Raw genomic sequence first — 19,396 nt, 5'->3', positions numbered from 1 at the left:
CTTCGTTAGCAAGTGAACAATTTAAGCTTCGACGGCCTCAGAAACACCATGCCACTGGTAGTGGTTGTTTGGCTTCTTGCTGACAATACCTTCTTCCATAAAACGGCTGAAGATGTCGTCAACCTCGTCACTGCTGGTCTTGAGGTACTTAGTTACGGCCCGCTTGGTACAGTTTACCTGGTTGGTGCTCAACGCCTCGATGGCCTGCTCGTAAAGTGACTTTGGTTTTTCCGGCTCGGTAGGCGCTACAGGCTCATTTACTTCGGTTTCCGCTTCGACGTTGTCTTCAGTTGATTCCTGTTGCTGATTAGTCAGCAATTCAGGCTGCTTGATTTCATTGTCCGCATAGGTGTTGATAGTAATAGGGCCGACACGGCGGAACTGGTTCCTGAAACGAAGCTCTTCACCAATAAGTCCAACAAAGAAGGCCGCAAAGAAATCCAGTAGAACAGAGAGGAATATCACCAAGCTTAGCTGTGCGGTTTCTGTTTCCACTTTTAGCGATTTTGCTAAGCTGTCAATAAGGCCAATGACCGAGCCTTGATTGACAACCGGTAAGCTGTCTCGCTCGGCGGCAAGTTTAAGTTGTTGTTCACGAAGCTCATCGTTCTCACGCTGGATACGGGCAACACCGGTTGCGATACGCTCCATCTCAATATATTTCTCAGCCGCTGAGTTGTTCAGTTCAATTTGTCTTTCAATCGCGGCAATTTGCATGTCGTAGTTGTTGACCCTGCTTTGCTGCACATTCACATGACTCTGGGCTTGGTTAGTGGCACTGTTGATACCGCCTACTGAACCACCAATTGAAATGGCAGCGAGGACAGTATAGAAAGCAAAGGCCGAAGCGGCACCACCATAGTTGCGTCTCGCACGGCGTTCGCCAAACTCGTACCAAGCAAAGAACTTACCCAATTCGAAAATGACAGCCAAGCCGCCAAACAAGATCTGCATGACAGGATCTTCGTCGATGGAAAGAAACAGCAGCAGTGAGAAAATGATAGATGCAAGAATGGAGGCACCGGTAAAGCTATATACCGTCCCCATAGCAAAGGCCCCTTTGGGGTAACGGACTGGAATGTTGTTATCGTAAAGCATAATTGTTGATACATGTAACGGGCGCAAGCGCCGACAGTTACCTGCCGAAAAACGTACCGTCTATCGTCAGGTAGAAAAAAGGTGGCCTAGGATAACGTAAAATAGACTTCTATCCCTTATAAATTAAGGCCTTTGCCGTTTTTACGTTGTTTTTTTACACGCTGCTTTCATAACTGTAGAAAAGATGTCCATCATCCCTTTGGGGAATATGGGAAAAGGATCTAACCGACAAGAAACAGAAAGAGTTGTTGCAAACTTGTTGCGCGCTGTATAGGTTAATAGTCGAACACATGTTTAAATTAAGTGTTTACAGCAAGAGGTTGTCGTTTAGCTGTACTTTTACTTTTTTGTTGCAAGGAACTGCATATGTCTAACTTACTTGAAGGTTATCCCGTCATTACCGAAATCCCTGTTGCATGGGGGGAGATGGATGCATTAAACCATGTTAATAACGTGGTGTATTTCCGCTATTTTGAAACAGCTCGGCTAGATTATTTCGCCGATATTGGTTTGATGGAAGAAATGCAGGAAACACAGACGGGACCTGTTCTCAGTGAAACTTCAAGTCGATACCGCAGGCCCGTGACATACCCTGATAAACTATTGGTCGGAAGTCGGGTATCCGAGCTTGCTGAAGATAGTTTTGTGATGGAATACAAAATAGTCAGTAAGCAACAGGGAGCTGTGACAACTACTGGTACGGCAAAGGTGGTGATGTTTAATTTTAAAACACAAAAGCGTGCCAGCTTAAGCGAATCTTTGCTTGAAAAGATTGTATCCATGCAACCGGAACTCGGAGACGTTGTTGCTACAACTGATTGATTATCCTTATAGTTGATACATCACAAGCACAGTAGTCCAGCTATAATTGAATTGTGGGTATTGTTAAAACAAGGAGTAGGGAATGTTTATTGTTATCCAACATGAGATCACCGATCCCGAATTGTTTTGGCAACGAGCAAGTGGAGTGCTGACCCATCCACCTTCAGGTATGCGGCTTCACACCACAATGGTTGTTGAGCGGCATAAGTTGTGTCAGTGTATGTGGGAAGCTGAATCAATCGATGTTGTGCGGAATTACCTAGAGCCGGAATTAGGAGAGGCGAGTATCAATACCTATGGTTTGGTCGATCCAGATAAAGCGATTGGTTGATTGTGAGGTAACTTGGGTATAAGGCTTCAGAGAAAAGTGGCGCAATGGGATTGCGCCACTTTTTATATTATTTGGTGTAAGAATCAGCGATGTTGTCGATACGCTGATTTGCACGCATTGCTTCCTGGTATGCAGCATCAGATGCAGCACGAGTGTCGTTAACTGCGCCTGCCATTTGATCTTGCTGGCTCTGAAGACCTGCAACTTGCTCAGATAGGGCATCAACTTTATTTGTTAGTTGGCTCATCTGCTCTGCTTCTTCGCTGCTTGAACAGCCCATAAGAGTAGCACTTAGAATTAGGCCAGCGACTAGAGTCATAGAACGTTTCATTGTAATTCTCCACAATTGGTTGATATTTACTACTGCTACAAACACTGAATTAGCATTACATAAAGTCATTCTATTTAACAATAAAATAGATAAAAAATGTGTCAGTAACTTCATCTTTTAGCTTTTTTGCCAAATTTTAATACCTTTTTGTACGATGTTTTTATGTTTTAAACAGTTTTATTTATGCTTTTCAGTATGAGCGCTATTAAAACAGAAATTGTGAAAGCAATTGTTATGGGAAAATCAGCAACTGCTTGTTTTTTAGTTGCTAAAGTCAGAGGAAAGTAAAGGTAAATAAAATTGTGACTTGAATCACGCAAATGATCTGGTGTTTTACTTTGACTGAAGGTTTGAGAAGAAGAATATTTCACTAAGGGCGAAAGGTTGACTGGCTAATTACAAGATTGTTATTAAGGCTGCCAGCAGGATATATCTACTGGTAGCCAAGTCATTAAACGAGATTATTTACACGCAGCTTATTTACCTGCAATGCTCAGCTTGCTAAAGCGGATAAGTGGAGCAAAGAAGTTTTTACCGTGGTCGTGAGTGAGCGTATCGCCAACCGCATCAATTTCTTTGATCATTTGGTAGAAATTACCTGCCACTGTAATACCGCGTACAGGCTGAATACGTTTACCATCACGACACAAGAAGCCACTCGCGCCAAATGAGAAGTCACCGCTGATAGCATCGGCACCGGAGTGAACACCTTGAAGCTCGATCAGCTCTAGGTATTCGCCGCCAGTTAGTTCAGCTTCGCTGCTTTGACCTGTAGCGATAACAGTATGGCGGGCAGACACGCCTAGGCCGCCTTTCGCTGAGCGAGAGCCATTTGCAGTATTCTCGATACCGAAGAAACTCGCTGTATGGCTGTTATGCAGCAAGCTCTGCAGCTGTCCTTCACCAATCAGGATAGTATCGCAAGTTGCAAAGCCTTCACTGTCAAAGGCTTTGATGGCAGAGCCACCTTCGATATAGGCTGCATCCGAAATGGTCAACAATGGACTGGCAACAGTAGCATGTAGGGAGTCACGCCAAGGGTTGATGCCCTTCATGGCTGACTGACCCGAGAAGCACATACCAAATGCGCCAAACAGGCTGCTCAGGCAGTTTAGGTCGAATACTACGCTGTAGTTACCCGTGTTGATTGGCTCACCATCCAACAGAGCTTTTGCCATGTCGTAGCCATGGTTGATACAGTACTCAGGGTCCAGCTCATCAAAGCGGCGCCCGGTGGACATGCCACCATGCATAGATTGCTTGCCGTCTTTTTCAAAAAGGGTATAGGCATAGCAATAAGTCGAACGTTCCTTGTGGTAACAGCGGGTACCCAAGGTATTAGCAAGAATTACCTGGCTGTCAGATTCGCCGAACCCATTGTATGGCGCTGAGGTCGCGTTTGGCTTCTCGACCACACCTTTTTCCAAGGCTAGGGCTAGTGAGATCTTGTCATCGACCGACGCAGCATCTGATTGGTAAACCTCAGGATACTCAGTAGTCAGCTGGCTGTTTGCACAGGCAATGGTCTGATGAGGATCTTTTTTGGTGTATGTCGCGTTGGCAAGAGCATGCTCAACCATCATATCCAGGCTGGCAGGCTCTAGTGACTCCGAATAGCTGGTGGCGATATGCTCATCTTTGACAATACGCACGCCAATCACTTGGCCTGACGTTACCTTGTATTCATCCAGCTCGCCGGCGTTGGCTTTGAGTGAGAAGTTATTGCTACTGCTAGCAATGACATCTGCTTCGGCACCTGCAGCCTTGGCACGATCAAGGACTTGATCAATCGCGTGTTGAAGTTGTTGTTGATCGGCCATTAGTTACCCCCTACAAGAATGTTGTCCACTTTAAGTGCTGGCTGGCCAACGGTGGTAGGCACCGAGCCGCTTACAGAGCCACACATTCCTGCGGCTAGGGCAAAATCACGCCCGATCATGGAGATCTCTTTGAGTACTTTTGGACCCGTACTGATCAACGTTGCTGATTTTAGAGGTTTGGTGACCTGGCCATTTTCGACCAAGTAAGCTTCTTGTACTGCAAAGTTGAATTCACCCGTACCAGGCTGTACGGAACCACCGCCCATCTTCTTGGCGTAAATGCCTTTCTCGACACTGGCAATCATCTCATCTAGAGAGCTGTCGCCCGGCTCGATAAAGGTGTTACGCATACGTGAGGTCGGGGCAAACTTGTAGGATTCACGACGGCCAGAGCCTGTCGGGGTGAAGCCGGTTTTCAGCGAGCCCATATGATCTACCATAAAGCTGGTTAGCTTACCGTCTTTGATCAGCTGGGTGCGCTGGGTTTCCATCCCTTCGTCATCGATATTGATTGAGCCCCATTCGTTAGTCATGGTGCCGTCATCGACTGCACTAACCACTGGGTTGGCGATCATTTCGCCCATTTTGTCGTGGAAAACAGAAGCTTTTTTCGCAACCGATGTGGTTTCGAGTAGGTGGCCACAAGCCTCGTGGAAGATAACACCACCAAAACCATTACCGATAATGACCGGCATTTCACCTGATGGGCAGTTCTCGGCAAAGAGTTTCACCATCGCTTGTTTGGCAACAGTGTGGCCAAGTTCTTTGGCATCTAGCTGGCTATTGAATTCCCAACCGGTTAGCGCGCCTGGCGCTTCAAAGCCAGTTGATTGCTCACTGCCATTTTGCGCGATAGCCGTTGCTGCAACGCGGGTATAGTGGCGGGTATCGCCAATATGCAGGCCGGTAGAGTTGAAAATCTCAACTTGTTGTTCACGCTGTAAGATACGGCCAATGAACTGATTGATTTTCTCGTCTTCATCTCGCGCAGCGGTGTCACACTGGCGGAGAAAGGCTATTTTTGCTTCAAGGTTAGGGTTCTGGCTCAACGGCTGCTGACAAGCGTGTTTGCTCTGGTAGCGGCTAAGATTTAATGCGCCCGCGTTGGCGATTTGATCGCGCTTGTCTTTGGCAGCAAGTAAGCTGGTGACGCGCTTTAGCTCTTCTTCGTCGGTGCTGTTGGTGTAACCATAAAGCACCTTGTGGCCGAAGAACAGGCGAACACCAATACCGAAATCGATACCGGAGTTTACTTTGTCGATATTACCGGACAGTAGCTCGACTGAGCTGGATTGGTGGTGTTCAACGAACAGTTCGGCAAAATCGGCGCCAAGGAAGAGGGCATGGTCGATCACTGCTTGCGCTGTTGCAGGGTTTAGCATAGATGCTCCTTGCGTGTTAGCAATCTCACGAAAAACGTTATGTAAACAAATCGTGAGCAGAAATGCCATTAATGGCTTGGATTTACGGGTTTTATAAGAGGCAAGTGCTCAAAAAGGGTGACATTTCACCCAATACTTTAATCTTGGGTAATAAACTAAAATAAATCAAAAGCCTCAGCGCCACAAGATAGCCACAATGATTTGAGGCCGGGGCGTATTTCATGTAAATTTCCCGTCAACATTTACGGAAAAATCACTCATTATGCGAATACCAACGAATGTCATCACCGGTTTCCTTGGAGTAGGAAAAACCACGACGATTTTAAACTTACTGAAGAATAAGCCTGCCGATGAAAAATGGGCTGTGCTGGTCAATGAGTTTGGTGAAATCGGTATTGATGGTGCCATTCTTACTGATTCTGGCGCGATGATCAAAGAAGTCCCTGGTGGTTGTATGTGCTGCACCGCAGGTGTGCCTACTTCAGTTGGGATCACAGCTTTGCTGCGCCAAAACCCCGACCGGTTGCTTATCGAGCCGACCGGGCTTGGTCATCCCCACAAGATTATCTCGGTCTTGACCTCGAACCAGTTCAAAGATTACATCGATTTAAAAGCCACTGTTGCTTTGGTTGACCCTCGTAACCTCTCTGATAAAAAGTATACGGAAAACCAAAACTTCAACGATCAGCTCGATGTGGCCGAGATTGTAATAGGCAACAAACTCGACGAATGCGATGAGGTGGATGTCGGGATCTTCGAGCACTGGGTCGCGACGCAGCAACCGAAAAAACTAGCCAGCATGTTAGTTAAGCAGGGCGAGTTTCCGCTTGAGATGCTTGATACCGAACGGGAGCAGCAAGACGAAGCTAGCGAAATTGAAGCGCATCATCATGAACATGCTGAGATGGAGCCGCAGTTTCAGTTGCCGCCAAATCAGAAGTTTATCCGCAAGGAAAACAAAGGGCAGGGATATTACAGCTGCGGCTGGATTTTCGGTGCCGAAGTCACCTTTGATTTTGACCAGTTATTTTCCATGTTCTGTAATTTGACTGCAGAGCGTGTGAAAGGGGTGATCAACACCAATAAAGGCTGCCACGCATTTAATGTGAACAATGGCGTGGTCTCGGTTAACCAGGTGACACTGGAAGGCTTTGAAAGCCGTCTCGAAGTTATCGATAGCCAACTTATGCCTTGGGACGAATTAGAGCAGGTACTATTGGGTATCTCAGATTTATAACCCTTCATTAGAAGGCGAATAGTCTAAAGTTGTCAGGAATGAACCGTAACTAAAATGCCCGAGCTGTTGGTTAAATACGTCGCCCACAAAGGCAATAATACCCAGCTAGGGCAGGAGAAACAGAAATGAATCAAGAAACAAAAACAATGGAAGTGCCTTTAGCTATCGCTGATCGAGTGCAGGCCTTGATTGATGGCCATATTGCCAAAGAGAAGTTCAATGCCGAGCGCAGGGAAGTGGTGAACAATTTCCTAGCGATGGATGGCCTGAGCTGTGAAATGGCGGTTTACAGCCTGCCACAAGGCGAGCTGCTTGATACCCTGCGTTATGTGTACGAGCTTTCAGGTACTAACAGCAAGTTCATTAAGAATATCCTGACTATGGCTCGAGAGAACCCGAAGAAGGTGCTTTCGGATGCTCAGCGTGCATCAGCCAAAAGCATGCTGTTTAATCTGCTCAATGACCCTTCGGTTATCTCGGCAATGAAAGAGAGCGCTTAATTCTTCCATTGAGCTTAGAAATTAAAACCGCCCACACTATTAAGGTGTGGGCGGCTTTTTATATTGTGAGACGACTGGTGTTGTAAGCCGATAGGTCGTGGTATTCGAATTTTGGCTATGAAGCTTTATCCATCACGGGGTGGATGCTGAGATCTTCCTTTGTGGATGGCTTAGCCTCGCTGACGTCAGTAAAGATTTCTGCAACTGCACTACGCTCCAACTCACCTTGCAAATTACCATCTTCGTCAACGACCGGCAGAGAGTAATCGCATGACATGGTGTCGGGGAGCACTTCTTCAATCACGGAGTCTGGCGAGATAACAGGGACTTCCTCATAGATGTCATCTTGAAGATCCTGAGTAGCATCCGTTTTGGCCGCATCGAGCAAACTTTCTTTGGTCACCACACCCTGATAACCTTCTTCAGTGACGTTATAGGCGTAATCTTGTTTGATCCGCTTCATCTCAACCAAGGCTTCTTCAATCGTCTTCGCCGTGATGCGATAAGCCGGTGGCTGCATGACGGTTTCGACAGTCAATGCGCGGGCTCGATTGACATCCTTAACGAAGGCTTCGACGTACTCATCGGCAGGGTGAAGCAGTATTTGATCTGGTGACCCCTGTTGCACCAGTTCGCCATCTTTAAGAATCGCAATACGATCACCTAACCGTAGGGCTTCATCCAAATCGTGGGTTATGAAGATAATGGTTTTATGCAGCTTTTCCTGAAGTTCAATCAGCTGGTCTTGCATCTCGCTACGGATCAAGGGGTCAAGGGCTGAAAATGCCTCGTCCATCAATAAGATCTCCGCATCGGTGCTAAGGGCTCTGGCTAGGCCAACGCGCTGCTGCTGTCCGCCTGAAAGCTGTGCAGGGTATTGGTTTTCGTATCCCTTAAGGCCAACGGTTTCCAGCCACTCAGTTGCTTTCGCTAGTCGCGCGGTTTTTTTGATACCTTGGATCTCAAGGCCATAGGCAACATTGTCGACAACGGTACGGTGAGGTAACAGACCAAAGCGCTGGAAGACCATCGACATCTTGTGCCGGCGGAAGTTAACCAGTTCATCAGCAGATAGTTTCATCACATCGATACCTTCAACCAAAATCTGCCCCAATGTTGGGTCGATCAAACGGTTGAAATGACGGATCAAGGTAGACTTTCCTGAACCGGAAAGGCCCATAATGACAAAGATTTCCCCTTTATTGATCTTCAGGTTGATGTCTTTGAGGCCAACGGTATGGCCGGTGTCATTAAGTACCTTATCTTTGCTTTCGCCACTCTTTACCCTGTCAATGACCGATGCCGGTTTGGGGCCGAAGATCTTGTACAGACCGCTTACTTCAATTAATGGCTCAGTCATGGGTAAGGTCTCCTAAGTGGGCCTGAGTACGTTTGGCATAAGCCTGAGATGCGCGATCAAACAAAATTGCCAGGGCAACAATGGCTAAGCCATTTAGCAACCCCAGTGTAAAGTATTGATTGGTTATCGACTTAAGTACAGGTTGGCCCAATCCTTTAACGCCAATCATGGAAGCAATAACGACCATAGACAACGCCATCATGATGGTTTGGTTAATGCCGGCCATGATAGTGGGCATGGCCAAAGGAAGTTGGACGCCCAATAAGCGCTGTTTCTTGTTAGCTCCGAAAGCGGTTGCCGCTTCCAACACTTCCTTATCGACAAGGCGGATCCCCAAATTGGTTAAGCGGATCACTGGCGGAACAGCATAAATCACAACGGCAATCAGCCCTGGGATTTTCCCTATGCCCAACAACATGACGACCGGGATGAGGTAGACAAATGCCGGCATGGTCTGCATGACATCCAACAAGGGGGTCACTGTTGCTTGTACCCGGTTAGAGCGGGCCATGGCGATGCCGATGGGGATACCCATTAGAATAGCGAGCAGGGTACATACCGTGATGATGCTAAGGGTACGCATAGTATCTTCCCACATGCCGAAATAGCCGATGAGAATGAGGGAAACAAAACAACCTAGGGAAAGCTTCCAAGAGCGGCTAGCCGCGTAAATTAACGCGGTACAGACGCCAAGTACAATAACCCAAGGGGTGGAAATGAGGAGCTTTTCAAACCAGACCAAGAAAGAAAGTAGGGGATCGAAGAAAGATTCGATGAGGTCACCGTACTCGCGAGAAAAGTCGCGATAAGCGCCATCAAGTGATTTGCGAATTGCTCGGAGATCAGAACGATCCATCTCTGGAAATTCACTAAGCCAATTAGACTCTGACATGTTTTAATTCCTTTTCATACCAGAGCCCCGAAGGGCTCTGGCGTACTACAAGGTAATCCTATACCTTAAAAATTAGATGTTTTTTACAGTGCGCTCTGCACTTTTTTCGCGACATCTTGTGGTACCCATTGTTGCCAAATTTGCGGATACTCTTCGAGGAAGTAGAACATCGCCTCTTCACCATCAGCCTGGTTATCTTCCATCCATGCCAGAATCTGGTTCATGTCAGCATTGGTGAAACCGCGTTTGGTAAAGTACTCATAAGCCTCTGGGGCACTAGCAGCAAACTTTTCAGTGGTAACGGTATGGACTGGTGATGGTGGGTACATAGTTGTTTTGGGGGAATCACATTCGGCATTGGTGGTACATTTGACGAACTCCTCTTCGTCAATGCCACTGCCGAAGTCGACTTTGACCATATTGTATTTACCCAGTACGGCAGTCGGTGCCCAGTAGTAGCCAAACCATGGTTCTTGGCGCTCATAAGCTTTTGCAATCGAGCCGGATAAACCCGCCGCTGAACCTGGGTCAACAATCACAAAGCCTGATTCATCAAGCTTCATGGCCTTGAAGAGGTTACCTGCACTGATTTGGCAGTTCCAACCAGCCGGACAGCTGTAGAAAGCCGATTTATCTGGGTCTTCTGGGTGTTCGAACAGTTTGGCGTGCTTTTCAATACCCTCGATGGTCTTCATCTCAGGGTATTTCTCGACTAAGTAAGAAGGAACCCAAAACCCTTCTTCACCACCGTCGACAAGGGCTTTACCCGCATAGCGCAGACGCTTTTCTTCTACGCCTTTATCTAAAGCATCTTTTAGACTGTTGCTCCACAGTTCAGGGGCAACATCAGGTTGGCCTTTTTCAATCATGGATGTGCCGGTTGGCATGGTATCGCCCGGGATTAACTCGGCGTCACATTCGTAGCCGTGCTCTAAGATAAAGCGGTCAATGTTGGCGATAAGGCTGGCAGAGCTCCAGTTCATGTCAGCAATGGTGACTTTCCCACATTCGCTGGCATTGGCATTTATTGCCAATGCGCCTATGGCAAGCAGTAATGGGGTTTTATATTTCATATCGAGTATCCTTCCTCAAATTTTAGGTTCACCCAACACAATTATTAGTGTTCAAATGAGTTGCTCAATAAGATTGTATATGATTTGTGAATAAATGTGACTAAGTTTTGCTTTTTTATCTGTAACATAAGGATTTAAGGCTACTCATGTAAGATGTAGATCTCATTTTTATGGCTGGAATTTGTTTTGCTGATTTTAATATGTTTCGAGCTCTAATGAAATTTTTGTTTCAGAAATGTGTTTTAGATAACGTTGGATAGAAGCAAACTTTGTGATGAGGGTCTAAGTGTCTGTTAAGTAATGGAAAATATGAATGTAATTTGCGTAAGATAGTGTAAGTAATTTAGTGCAGTTAAAGAGTGAGTCAAGGATGACACTATTACCCCAACCGGTACAGAGCGGTGACACCATAGGCTTTTTCTCTCCGTCCTCACCCGCAACGTGTTTTGCACCGAAGCGATTTGAGAGGGCAAAAGCTTTTTTACAGCATAAAGGCTTTAAGCTAAAAGCGGGACATCTAACCGGGAAGTCTGACTATTACCGTTCGGGGAGTATCCAAGCACGAGCGGAAGAGCTAAATGCGTTAATCCGTGATCCAGAAGTCCGCTGCATAATGTCCACCATCGGCGGTAATAACAGTAATGCCTTGCTGCCCTACATTGATTACGAAGCGTTACGGCAAGATCCGAAAATCATTATCGGCTATTCAGACGTCACAGCCTTGCTGCTGGGGATTTATGCCCAGACAGGCTTGGTAACTTTTTACGGCCCAGCATTAGTGGCATCGTTTGGCGAATTCCCTCCATTGGTCGATGAGACGTTTGCTTCTTTTAAAGTGCTGTTGTGTGGCAGGCTAAGTGAAAAAGCAGTTGAACAGCAAAATCTCCCTTACTCTTACTCAATGCCCAAGGTGTGGACAGACGTAAAAATTGACTGGGAAAGCCAAAGTGAAGCCAAACCGACTTTGGCTAATACCTGGCAGTTTATCGGTAATGGGGTGGTCAAAGGCCGAGTTGTGGGTGGAAATTTAAATACCATGGCGGGGATATGGGGAAGCCCATATATGCCTGAGATCCAGCAAGGAGATATCTTGCTAATAGAAGACAGCCTAAAAGGGATAGAAACCGTTGAGCGTGCGTTTTGCCACTTAAAACTATGTGGTGTTTTCGACAAGATTTCCGCCATTGTGCTCGGTAAGCATGAGCTGTTTGATGATAAAAGAACAGGTCGCCAACCTTTAGACGCTTTAATGGAAGTCCTTAACGGACAAGCTGTTCCAATCTTAAATGGCTTCGATAGCTGCCATACCCATCCTATGTTGGTAACGCCTATTGGCGTTCAAGGCGAGATAGATTTCGACCGGCAGAGCTTTAGCCTTACTTCACCGTGGTTGAAGTACTCTTAGTTAATAATGAGCGATAATATCGTGTACCTTACGATTTAGTTATGCGAAATTTGTCTTTGGGCGAATCGGAAAGGAGGCCAGAACCATTGGGTTCTGGCCTTGACTCTTAGTTGATGGTTAAGACCGTTTTCGAACCAGAATTTACTTTTAGTACATCACGCTCAAAGTAAACCGGTTTAAGGCGGAAGTTGATGAAGTCTTCGTATTGGTCATCATAGTGGGGAGACGGAGTGCCGTCAGGTGCGATGAAGCCAGATTGCCCAGGTGCAGCCACTTCATAGGCTTCAATACCGTCGGCGCTAAACACTGTCATGTTATTTTCAGTTCCTCGGTTGAGGGCGAGTGGGGTATCTGACACTTCATCTTTACCTGCTTGCGGGACACCGATGTAGTTTTTGTTGTCAAAGCGAAGAATATCGACATTGGCTAACCAGTTGTCACTATTTGTGCCATATGTCTCGGTCAAAGAAGCAACGGCGTTAGATAGGGCGTCGAGCTTGATTGCCTGCTTGTCGCTGTCATCAAATAGCTTTGGATTGGTCAGAATATCAGAAAGCGCTTTCGTGCTGGTTTGAATGTTATAGCTATTGGCGAGAACCCTGTCTTTATTGCCGTAGCCGGGGTTAGTAAACCAAGCCAGTTTACTTTCGGGCATGACAGGTGAATAGGCCGTTGCTAAGACTTCCGTGAGCCAAGTGCGGAACAAGGTAGAAGCAGGGTGGTCATATTTCCCATCTTGGTTATTGTCGGTATTGCTGAAATCCCAACTAGCCAGAATATCTGCAGCTTTCTGATGCGCTGGCTCTTCACTCGATTGTGCTAGTTCTATTAAGTTAGGCACAAAATGGCGAGCATTAGGGTCGATGACCGAGGCTTCCATCATTAAGTCCCACGCTTGCTGCGAGGTAAAATTGTTTTGTGCATCAACACGCTTGGTTAGTTCGACATTGCGATCAACGGTATTCCAGCTATACCACCATTGGTCTGGATTCGGAAAACCAGCGGCAGGGCGGTTGTTCCAGTTGGCGATATAACCAGTTTCTGGGTTCAGTACTTGTGGGTTGGAGCTGAATGGATAAATGCCTAGCCAATCACCACTCCCGTCTCCCGGTGTCGGCAGACGACCATCAAAGTTCGGGTGGCGTACTGGGTAGTGACCGCCAAGGGCATAGGCAATGTTGCCGTCTTGATCGGCATAGTACCAGTTCACGTTGATGGCACTATCGGCGACATAATCCGACCACTGCTGGTGGTTTTCAGCCTTAGAGACCTTGTTCCATGCCAGCAGGGTTGAGAGCTCTTTACCAGCCCAGCCACGTTTTTTGGCATAGGCAAGATTATTTTCTGCCGAGTGTTTGATAACGGGGCCATGGACTGAGCGATAAACGGTGATCACCTCGTCTTGCTGGCCTTTAACTTTTATTGTCTGGGCCTCTTTTTCAAATGGGATATAGCTTCCTTTGTAGCGATACTCTTCGGCATTATTTGGGTTTAATTCAAGCAGAAACAGGTCAACATTATCGCCGGCGCCCCAGGTACTTCCCCAAGAAATTTTGCCGTTGTGACCGAATTGCACCAATGGGTAGCCGGCTGGAGAGTTACCCACCGCATCGTATCCGGCACCGTGAAGACCGACAGAGTAGGTATAGGCTGGCCGATAGAAGCCAAACTGCGGCCCATTGATCAGCACGGCATTGGCACCATGGGTTTTCTCTTTACCGAGCACCAAAATATTACTGAATGGGGCTTCGTTAAAGCCTCGCCAATTTAAGGTTCCCTGCAGACCATTTGTGCTAGGGGAGTTGGAGGCTAAAAGTGGTACTTGCTGCTCAGTACCTAGCCTTTGCTTGCTATCTGGCAGTGGTGCTTGTTTTTCCAGCTTAGCGACCAGTTGTGCTTTGAGCTGGTTTCTTTGTGCTGGGCTCCATTCACCGGCTGGGATGGTATCAACGGCATTGTCGCTTTGATGGGGAAGTACCGTATCAAAGATAGAGCGGGCAAGCGTTTCGCCATGCTTTTCGGTTAATGCGGCCAGTAATTGCTGGTTATCCAGCTCAGTATTGTAATCGCCGAATCGGTTAATCATCGAACCGACAAACACCATAACGACATCGAAATCATCCCATTTGGAAGGGGCGAAATCGTTATCAATAAATTGTTTCGGCAACAGTGTGGAAGGGGACTGGTTGATCTGTGCGATCCATTGATTGATGCCATTGGCGTAGCCCCTGAAGATATCGCGATCTTCCTGCGATAGTTCTTCCATTGCGGCTTTGATGGTATGCGGATTGTAGTGTTCGCGTACCTTGATATCTAAAGGCAGGTAGTCCTTCCCTAATACCGCCGCTACATTGCCTTGCGCACTGCGTTTGGCCATTTCCAGTTGAAATAGTCGGTCTTGAGCAATGGCGTAACCGTAGCCATAAAAAAGGCCATAAGTGGTATCTGCATAGATATGAGGCGTCCCATAACTATCACGTTTGATGGTGATTTCTTGTGTGTCGGATATTGTGCTGCAGCCACTGATGGCACTTAGGCCAATTAGGGTAGAAAGTGCCACTAGAGTTTTATTAAACATTGTCATTCCTTGTTTCACTAGAGTGAGGCTTATCGTTTTTATTTTTTTAGGTTTGTTTAAGCGCTATATAACATTCCGGGCAACCACAGCGATAAAGCCGGAATAAACAGCAATAGAGCCAGACGGATAATATCGGCACACCAGAAAGGGGTGACGCCTTTGAATATTGTGCTAGTTTTAATGTCTTTGATGACGCCGCTAAGAACGAAAATATTCAGCCCAACTGGCGGGGTGATTAAGCTAATTTCTGTCACTACCACCACGATAATGCCGAACCAAACTAGGTCGAATCCCATACTTTGGACCAGTGGGTAAAAGACAGGAATAGTTAGCAGTAGCATAGAGAGGCTTTCGAATACCGTTCCCAGCAGTATGTACACACCCAAAATAGCAAGCATGACCAGGATAGGATCCGCACCTACAGACTGGATAAGGTTCACTAGCTCGGAAGGAAGCCCTGCACGGTTTACAAAGTTTGAGTAGATCAGGGCACCGATGATCACCCCAAATAGCATTGTTGTGGTTCTGGCCGTTTCCAACAGAATATCTTGCAGTATAGGTAGGGTTAGCGAGCGACGATATAACGCAATTACAAATGCACCACCTGCGCCTACGCCAGCGGCTTCGGTTGGGGTGAATATGCCGGCATAAATGCCGCCCATCACCAGAACAAATAGCCCCAAGATGGCAGAAACGGAGCGGATCGCATGCCATTTTTCTTCCTTGCTCATGCGTTCACCGCAAGGGCCTGACTTAGGGTTACGCCATACAACGTAGCGGGTTGCCAGCATATATAACACGATGCCAAGTACACCCGGAATGAAGCCCGCCGCAAACAAATCACGAATACTTTGCTCGGTGAGCACGCCGTAGATAATTAAGATCACGCTAGGGGGAATCAAAATTCCAAGGGTGCCGCCAGCGGCTATAGAAGCGGCAGCCAAGCCGTCGGAATAGCCATACTTGCGCATGGATGGCATGGCGACTTTTGCCATAGTTGCCGATGTCGCAAGGCTTGAACCAGATATCGCTGAGAAGCCACCACAAGCAGCAACTGTAGCCATTGCTAGTCCACCTTTTTTATGGCCGAAGAAAGCATAGCAAGCGCGATATAATTCTTGGGATAACCCAGCCTTGGTGATCAGGTTACCCATAAGAATGAACATAGGGATGACCGATAGCCCATAGTCTTGGGATGTATCGATTAAGCGCTTGGCACTTACCGATAGGGCACCGTTGAAATTCCAATCGCCAAGGGCAGAATAACCAATGAAGCCAACTATCCCCATGGCGAAGGCAATAGGCATTCGCAGCAGTATTAAACACATTAATACTGCAAAACCAATCAGTGTGATGAGCATAATCTATCCTTGATTATCGTATTGTTTATTAAATGCTTGGGTAACTACCAATACAATCGAGGTAATGGCTGTGAGCCAACACGAGATCGCGAGAAAATAGGTAAAGTAATAAATCGGTATTTCCAAATACTCCGAGACTTCATCGTAGCGTTGGGAGCGGGTCGCCAAATCCCAGATTTTAAAACCGATAGTAAATAGGCTGATACCCACCAAGATATTAAAAATACTGTCTCGAACTTTCTTTATTGCGGTAGGGATGATCGAGTCAGTTAGGTCAACGCTAATGTGCTCTTTGCGCCAAGTGATTAAGGGCAGGGTGGCAAAGATCAAACTTCCCAATAATAACTCGGTGAGTTCTACGCTACCGACTAGTGGTGAGGAAAATAAGTAACGGCCCAAAACGTCGACGCAGGTAATAAGCATCAAGCTAAATAAGATCATCCCAGCAAAGAGCTTGAGGACTCGGTCGAAGTGCTGGGCTCCCCATTCCCAGCACTGGACTAATTTAAATATTGAATCACGCATGTCTCAGCCCTTATAGCTCGATAGGTTGATAATTACGTGCTTCAGTGCGGAATGCCTCAAGTGCGGTTTCGGCATCAACACCACGACGCTTGGCTGTTTTGATCCATTTTTGATCCATGCCTTCAATTAGCTCATTGAAGAAAGCAATATCTTCTGCAGAGGCGTTGGTGATTTGGCTACCGCTCTCAATGATATCGGCTTCGCCTACTTCGTCAGCTTTCGCCCAAGCCCGGCCTGCAAGGGCAGATAGACGTTCGCCTGATACACTTCGGATCGCCTCTCGATCTTTTTCCGATAGTTTTGCCATGAAATCTGGGCTTAAAAAGATGCCAAAAGAACCTAGGTATAGGCCATTAGGGAGCTTAATGGTGTAAGGGGCAACATCCTTGAAACGACCAACTTTCATCATATCCATTTGCATGAACAGGCCGTCTGCAACACCCTGAGAGAGCATTTCATAGGCTTTGTTTGCTGGTGCATTTACACCCGTGACCCCAAGGCGTTTGCCAATTTCTGTGGAGATCCCACCGCCGACACGAATTTTTTTACCTTTTAGCTCTTTGATGGAGTCGATAGGTGAGCGCAGGTGGATTTGCCCTGGGCCATGTACAAATAGTCCAGCGACTTCAATGCCATCGTACTCACCGGACTCTTGGAAATACTGATCGTTAATGCGCCAGTGAGCAACCGATACCGCTTCGGCTCCGGCATCCAAACCCGGTAACTCTGTCATTTGTGGTAGGCGAAAACGGCCGGGTAAATAGCCATGGAATGTCCAGGCCGCATCAATCGCACCGTCCTCTACCATATCAACCAAGCTTTTCGGGTGACCAACATCGTATTCAAGCTTAATAGTGACTCGGCCTTCGGTGGCTTCTTCAACCCATTTCCCCCACGTTGGGAAAACGTCCTGGTTCATGGTGTGCGTTGGGCTTAACCACGTCGCGATGCGCAACTCATAATCGGCAGCCCAAGATGTGCTCGCTAAAACCATACTCGCTGTTACGCCAGCTATGCCCTTCATCATCACTTTTTTCAGCATTCTGTATTCCTTTCTGCCATGTTTGGGTTTTGGTTAAAAATAAACATGACACACAAATTTTAATTTCACAAAGAAAATGATTCATTTTTATTTGCTAAATGTTGTCGGAATGTTGCATTTGTGATCGAGGGACAAGTTCTTAGATAGCGACACCAAGTGTTAACGGCAACCCCAGCTCACGATCTGGACGCTTTCCAACCTTCTTGCACCTAAATACTTTATGGCAAGTTACTAATGTATATGACACTCTGGCCGTTCTGCTGGCGGTGCAGAAACACTTCGATGGAAATGATGATTGTAAAGTGATTGTTAACTTATTTGGTGTTGGGGGTTGTTAATCACCAATTAAGTGATACAGTAAATATACATTATGTAAAAATATCGTATCACAACGTGAGGTCAGGGAATGTCTTCTGAGAATGCTTGCTTCGAGCACAAACTAGAAAATGAGATTGCCATCGAGCCGAAAGACTGGATGCCAGAGCACTACCGAAAAACACTGATCCGCCAGATTGGTCAGCATGCCCACTCTGAAATCGTAGGCATGTTGCCAGAAGCAAACTGGCTAACTCGAGCACCATCGCTTCGTCGTAAAGCGGTACTACTGGCAAAAATACAGGACGAAGCCGGGCATGGTATGTACCTGTACAGCGCAGCTGAAACGCTGGGCGGTGATCGCGCCGACTTGTACCAGAAGTTACTGAAGGGTCAGATGAAGTATTCGTCGATCTTCAATTACCCGACATTGAATTGGGCGGATATTGGTGTTGTGGGCTGGCTTGTTGATGGGGCAGCCATTGTTAACCAAGTCGCGTTATGCCGAACGTCATATGGTCCTTATGCCCGTGCCATGGTGCGTATTTGTAAGGAAGAAAGTTTTCATCAGCGTCAAGGTTATGAGGCGGTGACGGCTCTGGCGAATGGCAGCGAAGAGCAACGTGCGATGTTGCAGGATGCGATTAATCGTTGGTGGTGGCCATCGTTAATGATGTTCGGTCCCAATGATAGCGAATCTCCAAACTCTGCTCAGAGCATGGCCTGGAAGATCAAGCGCCTAAGTAATGATGAACTACGGCAAAAGTTTATAGATAACACGGTACACCAAGTTGAAGCCTTGGGTATGACAATTCCTGACCCTGACTTGAAATGGAACGAAGCGCGCGGCCATTACGATCATGGTGAGATTGATTGGGAAGAGTTCATGCAGGTTATTCATGGCAACGGCATTTGTAACCATGAACGCATTCAGGCCAAACAGCGTGCTTGGGATGAGGGAGCATGGGTTCGCGAGGCAGCGATCGCACATAGCAACAAACAACAAAAACATGTCGCATAAGCAAGGAGAGAATGATGAGTTCAGTAAGTTGGCCGTTGTATGAAGTGTTTGTCCAAAGCAAGCAAGGACTTGACCATAAGCATGTAGGCAGTTTGCGTGCGGCAGATGATCAAATGGCGCTGGAGGGTGCCAGAGATCTATACACTCGACGAAATGAGGGGTGTTCGATTTGGGTTGTGAAATCGTCGCAGATCACCGCTTCGCAGCCTAGCGAGAAGGGGCCATTTTTTGACCCTTCAGAAGATAAAGTGTATCGCCATGCCAGCTTCTACAGCATTCCGGCAGACATTAAGCATATGTAGA

18 protein-coding genes are annotated in these 19,396 nt (G+C 46.9%); 7 read left to right on the top strand and 11 right to left on the bottom strand.

All coding sequences use genetic code 11. The annotated features are described in order from the left end of the window. Positions 1 to 21: 21 nt before the first annotated feature. Positions 22 to 1,098 carry a Preprotein translocase subunit SecY gene (locus tag R2X38_RS14530; RefSeq protein WP_317523008.1) on the bottom strand — a complete coding sequence of 359 codons (1,077 nt, stop codon included), beginning with the start codon at positions 1,096 to 1,098 and terminating at the stop codon, positions 22 to 24. Between the two features lie 366 nt (positions 1,099 to 1,464). On the opposite strand from R2X38_RS14530, the gene R2X38_RS14525 reads away from it, so the two are divergent. Further along, positions 1,465 to 1,920: a thioesterase family protein gene (locus R2X38_RS14525; RefSeq protein WP_317523007.1), complete on the top strand. Its 456-nt coding sequence runs from the start codon at positions 1,465 to 1,467 to the stop codon at positions 1,918 to 1,920. An 82-nt stretch (positions 1,921 to 2,002) separates the two neighbouring features. After that, entirely contained in the window at positions 2,003 to 2,251 is a 249-nt protein-coding gene (locus R2X38_RS14520; RefSeq protein ID WP_317523006.1) for a hypothetical protein, read from the top strand. Between the two features lie 67 nt (positions 2,252 to 2,318). Here R2X38_RS14520 and R2X38_RS14515 read toward each other — a convergent pair whose 3' ends face one another. The 3 genes from R2X38_RS14515 to R2X38_RS14505 all read right to left on the bottom strand — a co-directional run bounded on the left by R2X38_RS14515 (position 2,319) and on the right by R2X38_RS14505 (position 5,784). Beyond that, entirely contained in the window at positions 2,319 to 2,582 is a 264-nt protein-coding gene (locus tag R2X38_RS14515; RefSeq protein ID WP_317523005.1) for an Lpp/OprI family alanine-zipper lipoprotein, read from the bottom strand. A gap of 476 nt (positions 2,583 to 3,058) precedes the next feature. Further along, positions 3,059 to 4,402, bottom strand: a complete 1,344-nt coding sequence (locus R2X38_RS14510; protein WP_317523004.1) for a TldD/PmbA family protein — start codon at positions 4,400 to 4,402, stop codon at positions 3,059 to 3,061. Next, positions 4,402 to 5,784 carry a TldD/PmbA family protein gene (locus R2X38_RS14505; protein ID WP_317523003.1) on the bottom strand — a complete coding sequence of 461 codons (1,383 nt, stop codon included), beginning with the start codon at positions 5,782 to 5,784 and terminating at the stop codon, positions 4,402 to 4,404. The genes R2X38_RS14510 and R2X38_RS14505 overlap by 1 nt, the downstream gene beginning before the upstream one ends. Before the next feature lie 262 nt (positions 5,785 to 6,046). On the opposite strand from R2X38_RS14505, the gene R2X38_RS14500 reads away from it, so the two are divergent. Next, positions 6,047 to 7,021, top strand: coding sequence for a GTP-binding protein (locus R2X38_RS14500; protein WP_317523002.1), 975 nt, complete (start codon positions 6,047 to 6,049; stop codon positions 7,019 to 7,021). A 125-nt stretch (positions 7,022 to 7,146) separates the two neighbouring features. After that, positions 7,147 to 7,521: a hypothetical protein gene (locus R2X38_RS14495; RefSeq protein WP_107296947.1), complete on the top strand. Its 375-nt coding sequence runs from the start codon at positions 7,147 to 7,149 to the stop codon at positions 7,519 to 7,521. Between the two features lie 115 nt (positions 7,522 to 7,636). On the opposite strand, the gene R2X38_RS14490 is transcribed toward R2X38_RS14495, so the two are convergent. The 3 genes from R2X38_RS14490 to R2X38_RS14480 all read right to left on the bottom strand — a co-directional run bounded on the left by R2X38_RS14490 (position 7,637) and on the right by R2X38_RS14480 (position 10,846). Then, a complete protein-coding gene (locus R2X38_RS14490) occupies positions 7,637 to 8,881 on the bottom strand; it encodes a glycine betaine/L-proline ABC transporter ATP-binding protein (protein ID WP_317523001.1) in 1,245 nt (414 codons plus the stop codon). Beyond that, positions 8,874 to 9,773 carry a proline/glycine betaine ABC transporter permease gene (locus tag R2X38_RS14485; protein WP_317523000.1) on the bottom strand — a complete coding sequence of 300 codons (900 nt, stop codon included), beginning with the start codon at positions 9,771 to 9,773 and terminating at the stop codon, positions 8,874 to 8,876. The genes R2X38_RS14490 and R2X38_RS14485 overlap by 8 nt, the downstream gene beginning before the upstream one ends. A gap of 83 nt (positions 9,774 to 9,856) precedes the next feature. Further along, entirely contained in the window at positions 9,857 to 10,846 is a 990-nt protein-coding gene (locus tag R2X38_RS14480; RefSeq protein ID WP_317522999.1) for an ABC transporter substrate-binding protein, read from the bottom strand. Positions 10,847 to 11,216: 370 nt separating this feature from the next. Here R2X38_RS14480 and R2X38_RS14475 point away from each other — a divergent pair, with 370 nt between their 5' ends. After that, entirely contained in the window at positions 11,217 to 12,251 is a 1,035-nt protein-coding gene (locus tag R2X38_RS14475; protein ID WP_317522998.1) for an LD-carboxypeptidase, read from the top strand. Positions 12,252 to 12,357: 106 nt separating this feature from the next. On the opposite strand, the gene R2X38_RS14470 is transcribed toward R2X38_RS14475, so the two are convergent. From R2X38_RS14470 to R2X38_RS14455, 4 genes are read right to left on the bottom strand one after another with little or no spacing between them, the layout of a single operon-like run. After that, on the bottom strand, positions 12,358 to 14,829 hold the full coding sequence (locus R2X38_RS14470; protein WP_317522997.1) for a penicillin acylase family protein: 2,472 nt from the start codon (positions 14,827 to 14,829) through the stop codon (positions 12,358 to 12,360). Between the two features lie 56 nt (positions 14,830 to 14,885). After that, positions 14,886 to 16,190, bottom strand: coding sequence for a TRAP transporter large permease (locus R2X38_RS14465; RefSeq protein WP_187460099.1), 1,305 nt, complete (start codon positions 16,188 to 16,190; stop codon positions 14,886 to 14,888). A 3-nt stretch (positions 16,191 to 16,193) separates the two neighbouring features. After that, positions 16,194 to 16,715 (bottom strand): TRAP transporter small permease, encoded by a 522-nt coding sequence (locus tag R2X38_RS14460; RefSeq protein WP_317522996.1) that lies wholly within the window; start codon positions 16,713 to 16,715, stop codon positions 16,194 to 16,196. 10 nt (positions 16,716 to 16,725) lie between these two features. After that, positions 16,726 to 17,757: a TRAP transporter substrate-binding protein gene (locus R2X38_RS14455; protein WP_317522995.1), complete on the bottom strand. Its 1,032-nt coding sequence runs from the start codon at positions 17,755 to 17,757 to the stop codon at positions 16,726 to 16,728. A gap of 406 nt (positions 17,758 to 18,163) precedes the next feature. Here R2X38_RS14455 and paaA point away from each other — a divergent pair, with 406 nt between their 5' ends. Together paaA and paaB are read left to right on the top strand one after the other, a co-directional pair. Beyond that, positions 18,164 to 19,093: a 1,2-phenylacetyl-CoA epoxidase subunit PaaA gene (gene paaA, locus R2X38_RS14450; RefSeq protein WP_222549176.1), complete on the top strand. Its 930-nt coding sequence runs from the start codon at positions 18,164 to 18,166 to the stop codon at positions 19,091 to 19,093. 11 nt (positions 19,094 to 19,104) lie between these two features. Continuing rightward, on the top strand, positions 19,105 to 19,395 hold the full coding sequence (paaB, locus tag R2X38_RS14445; RefSeq protein ID WP_409996831.1) for a 1,2-phenylacetyl-CoA epoxidase subunit PaaB: 291 nt from the start codon (positions 19,105 to 19,107) through the stop codon (positions 19,393 to 19,395). The last annotated feature ends 1 nt before the right edge of the window (position 19,396 follow it).

Origin of the sequence: Photobacterium rosenbergii (assembly GCF_033022775.1) — a bacterium.
GTDB classification, from domain to species: domain Bacteria; phylum Pseudomonadota; class Gammaproteobacteria; order Enterobacterales; family Vibrionaceae; genus Photobacterium; species Photobacterium rosenbergii_A.
Note: the sequence above shows the minus strand (reverse complement) of the source record. Positions and strands in the feature narration are given on the sequence as shown.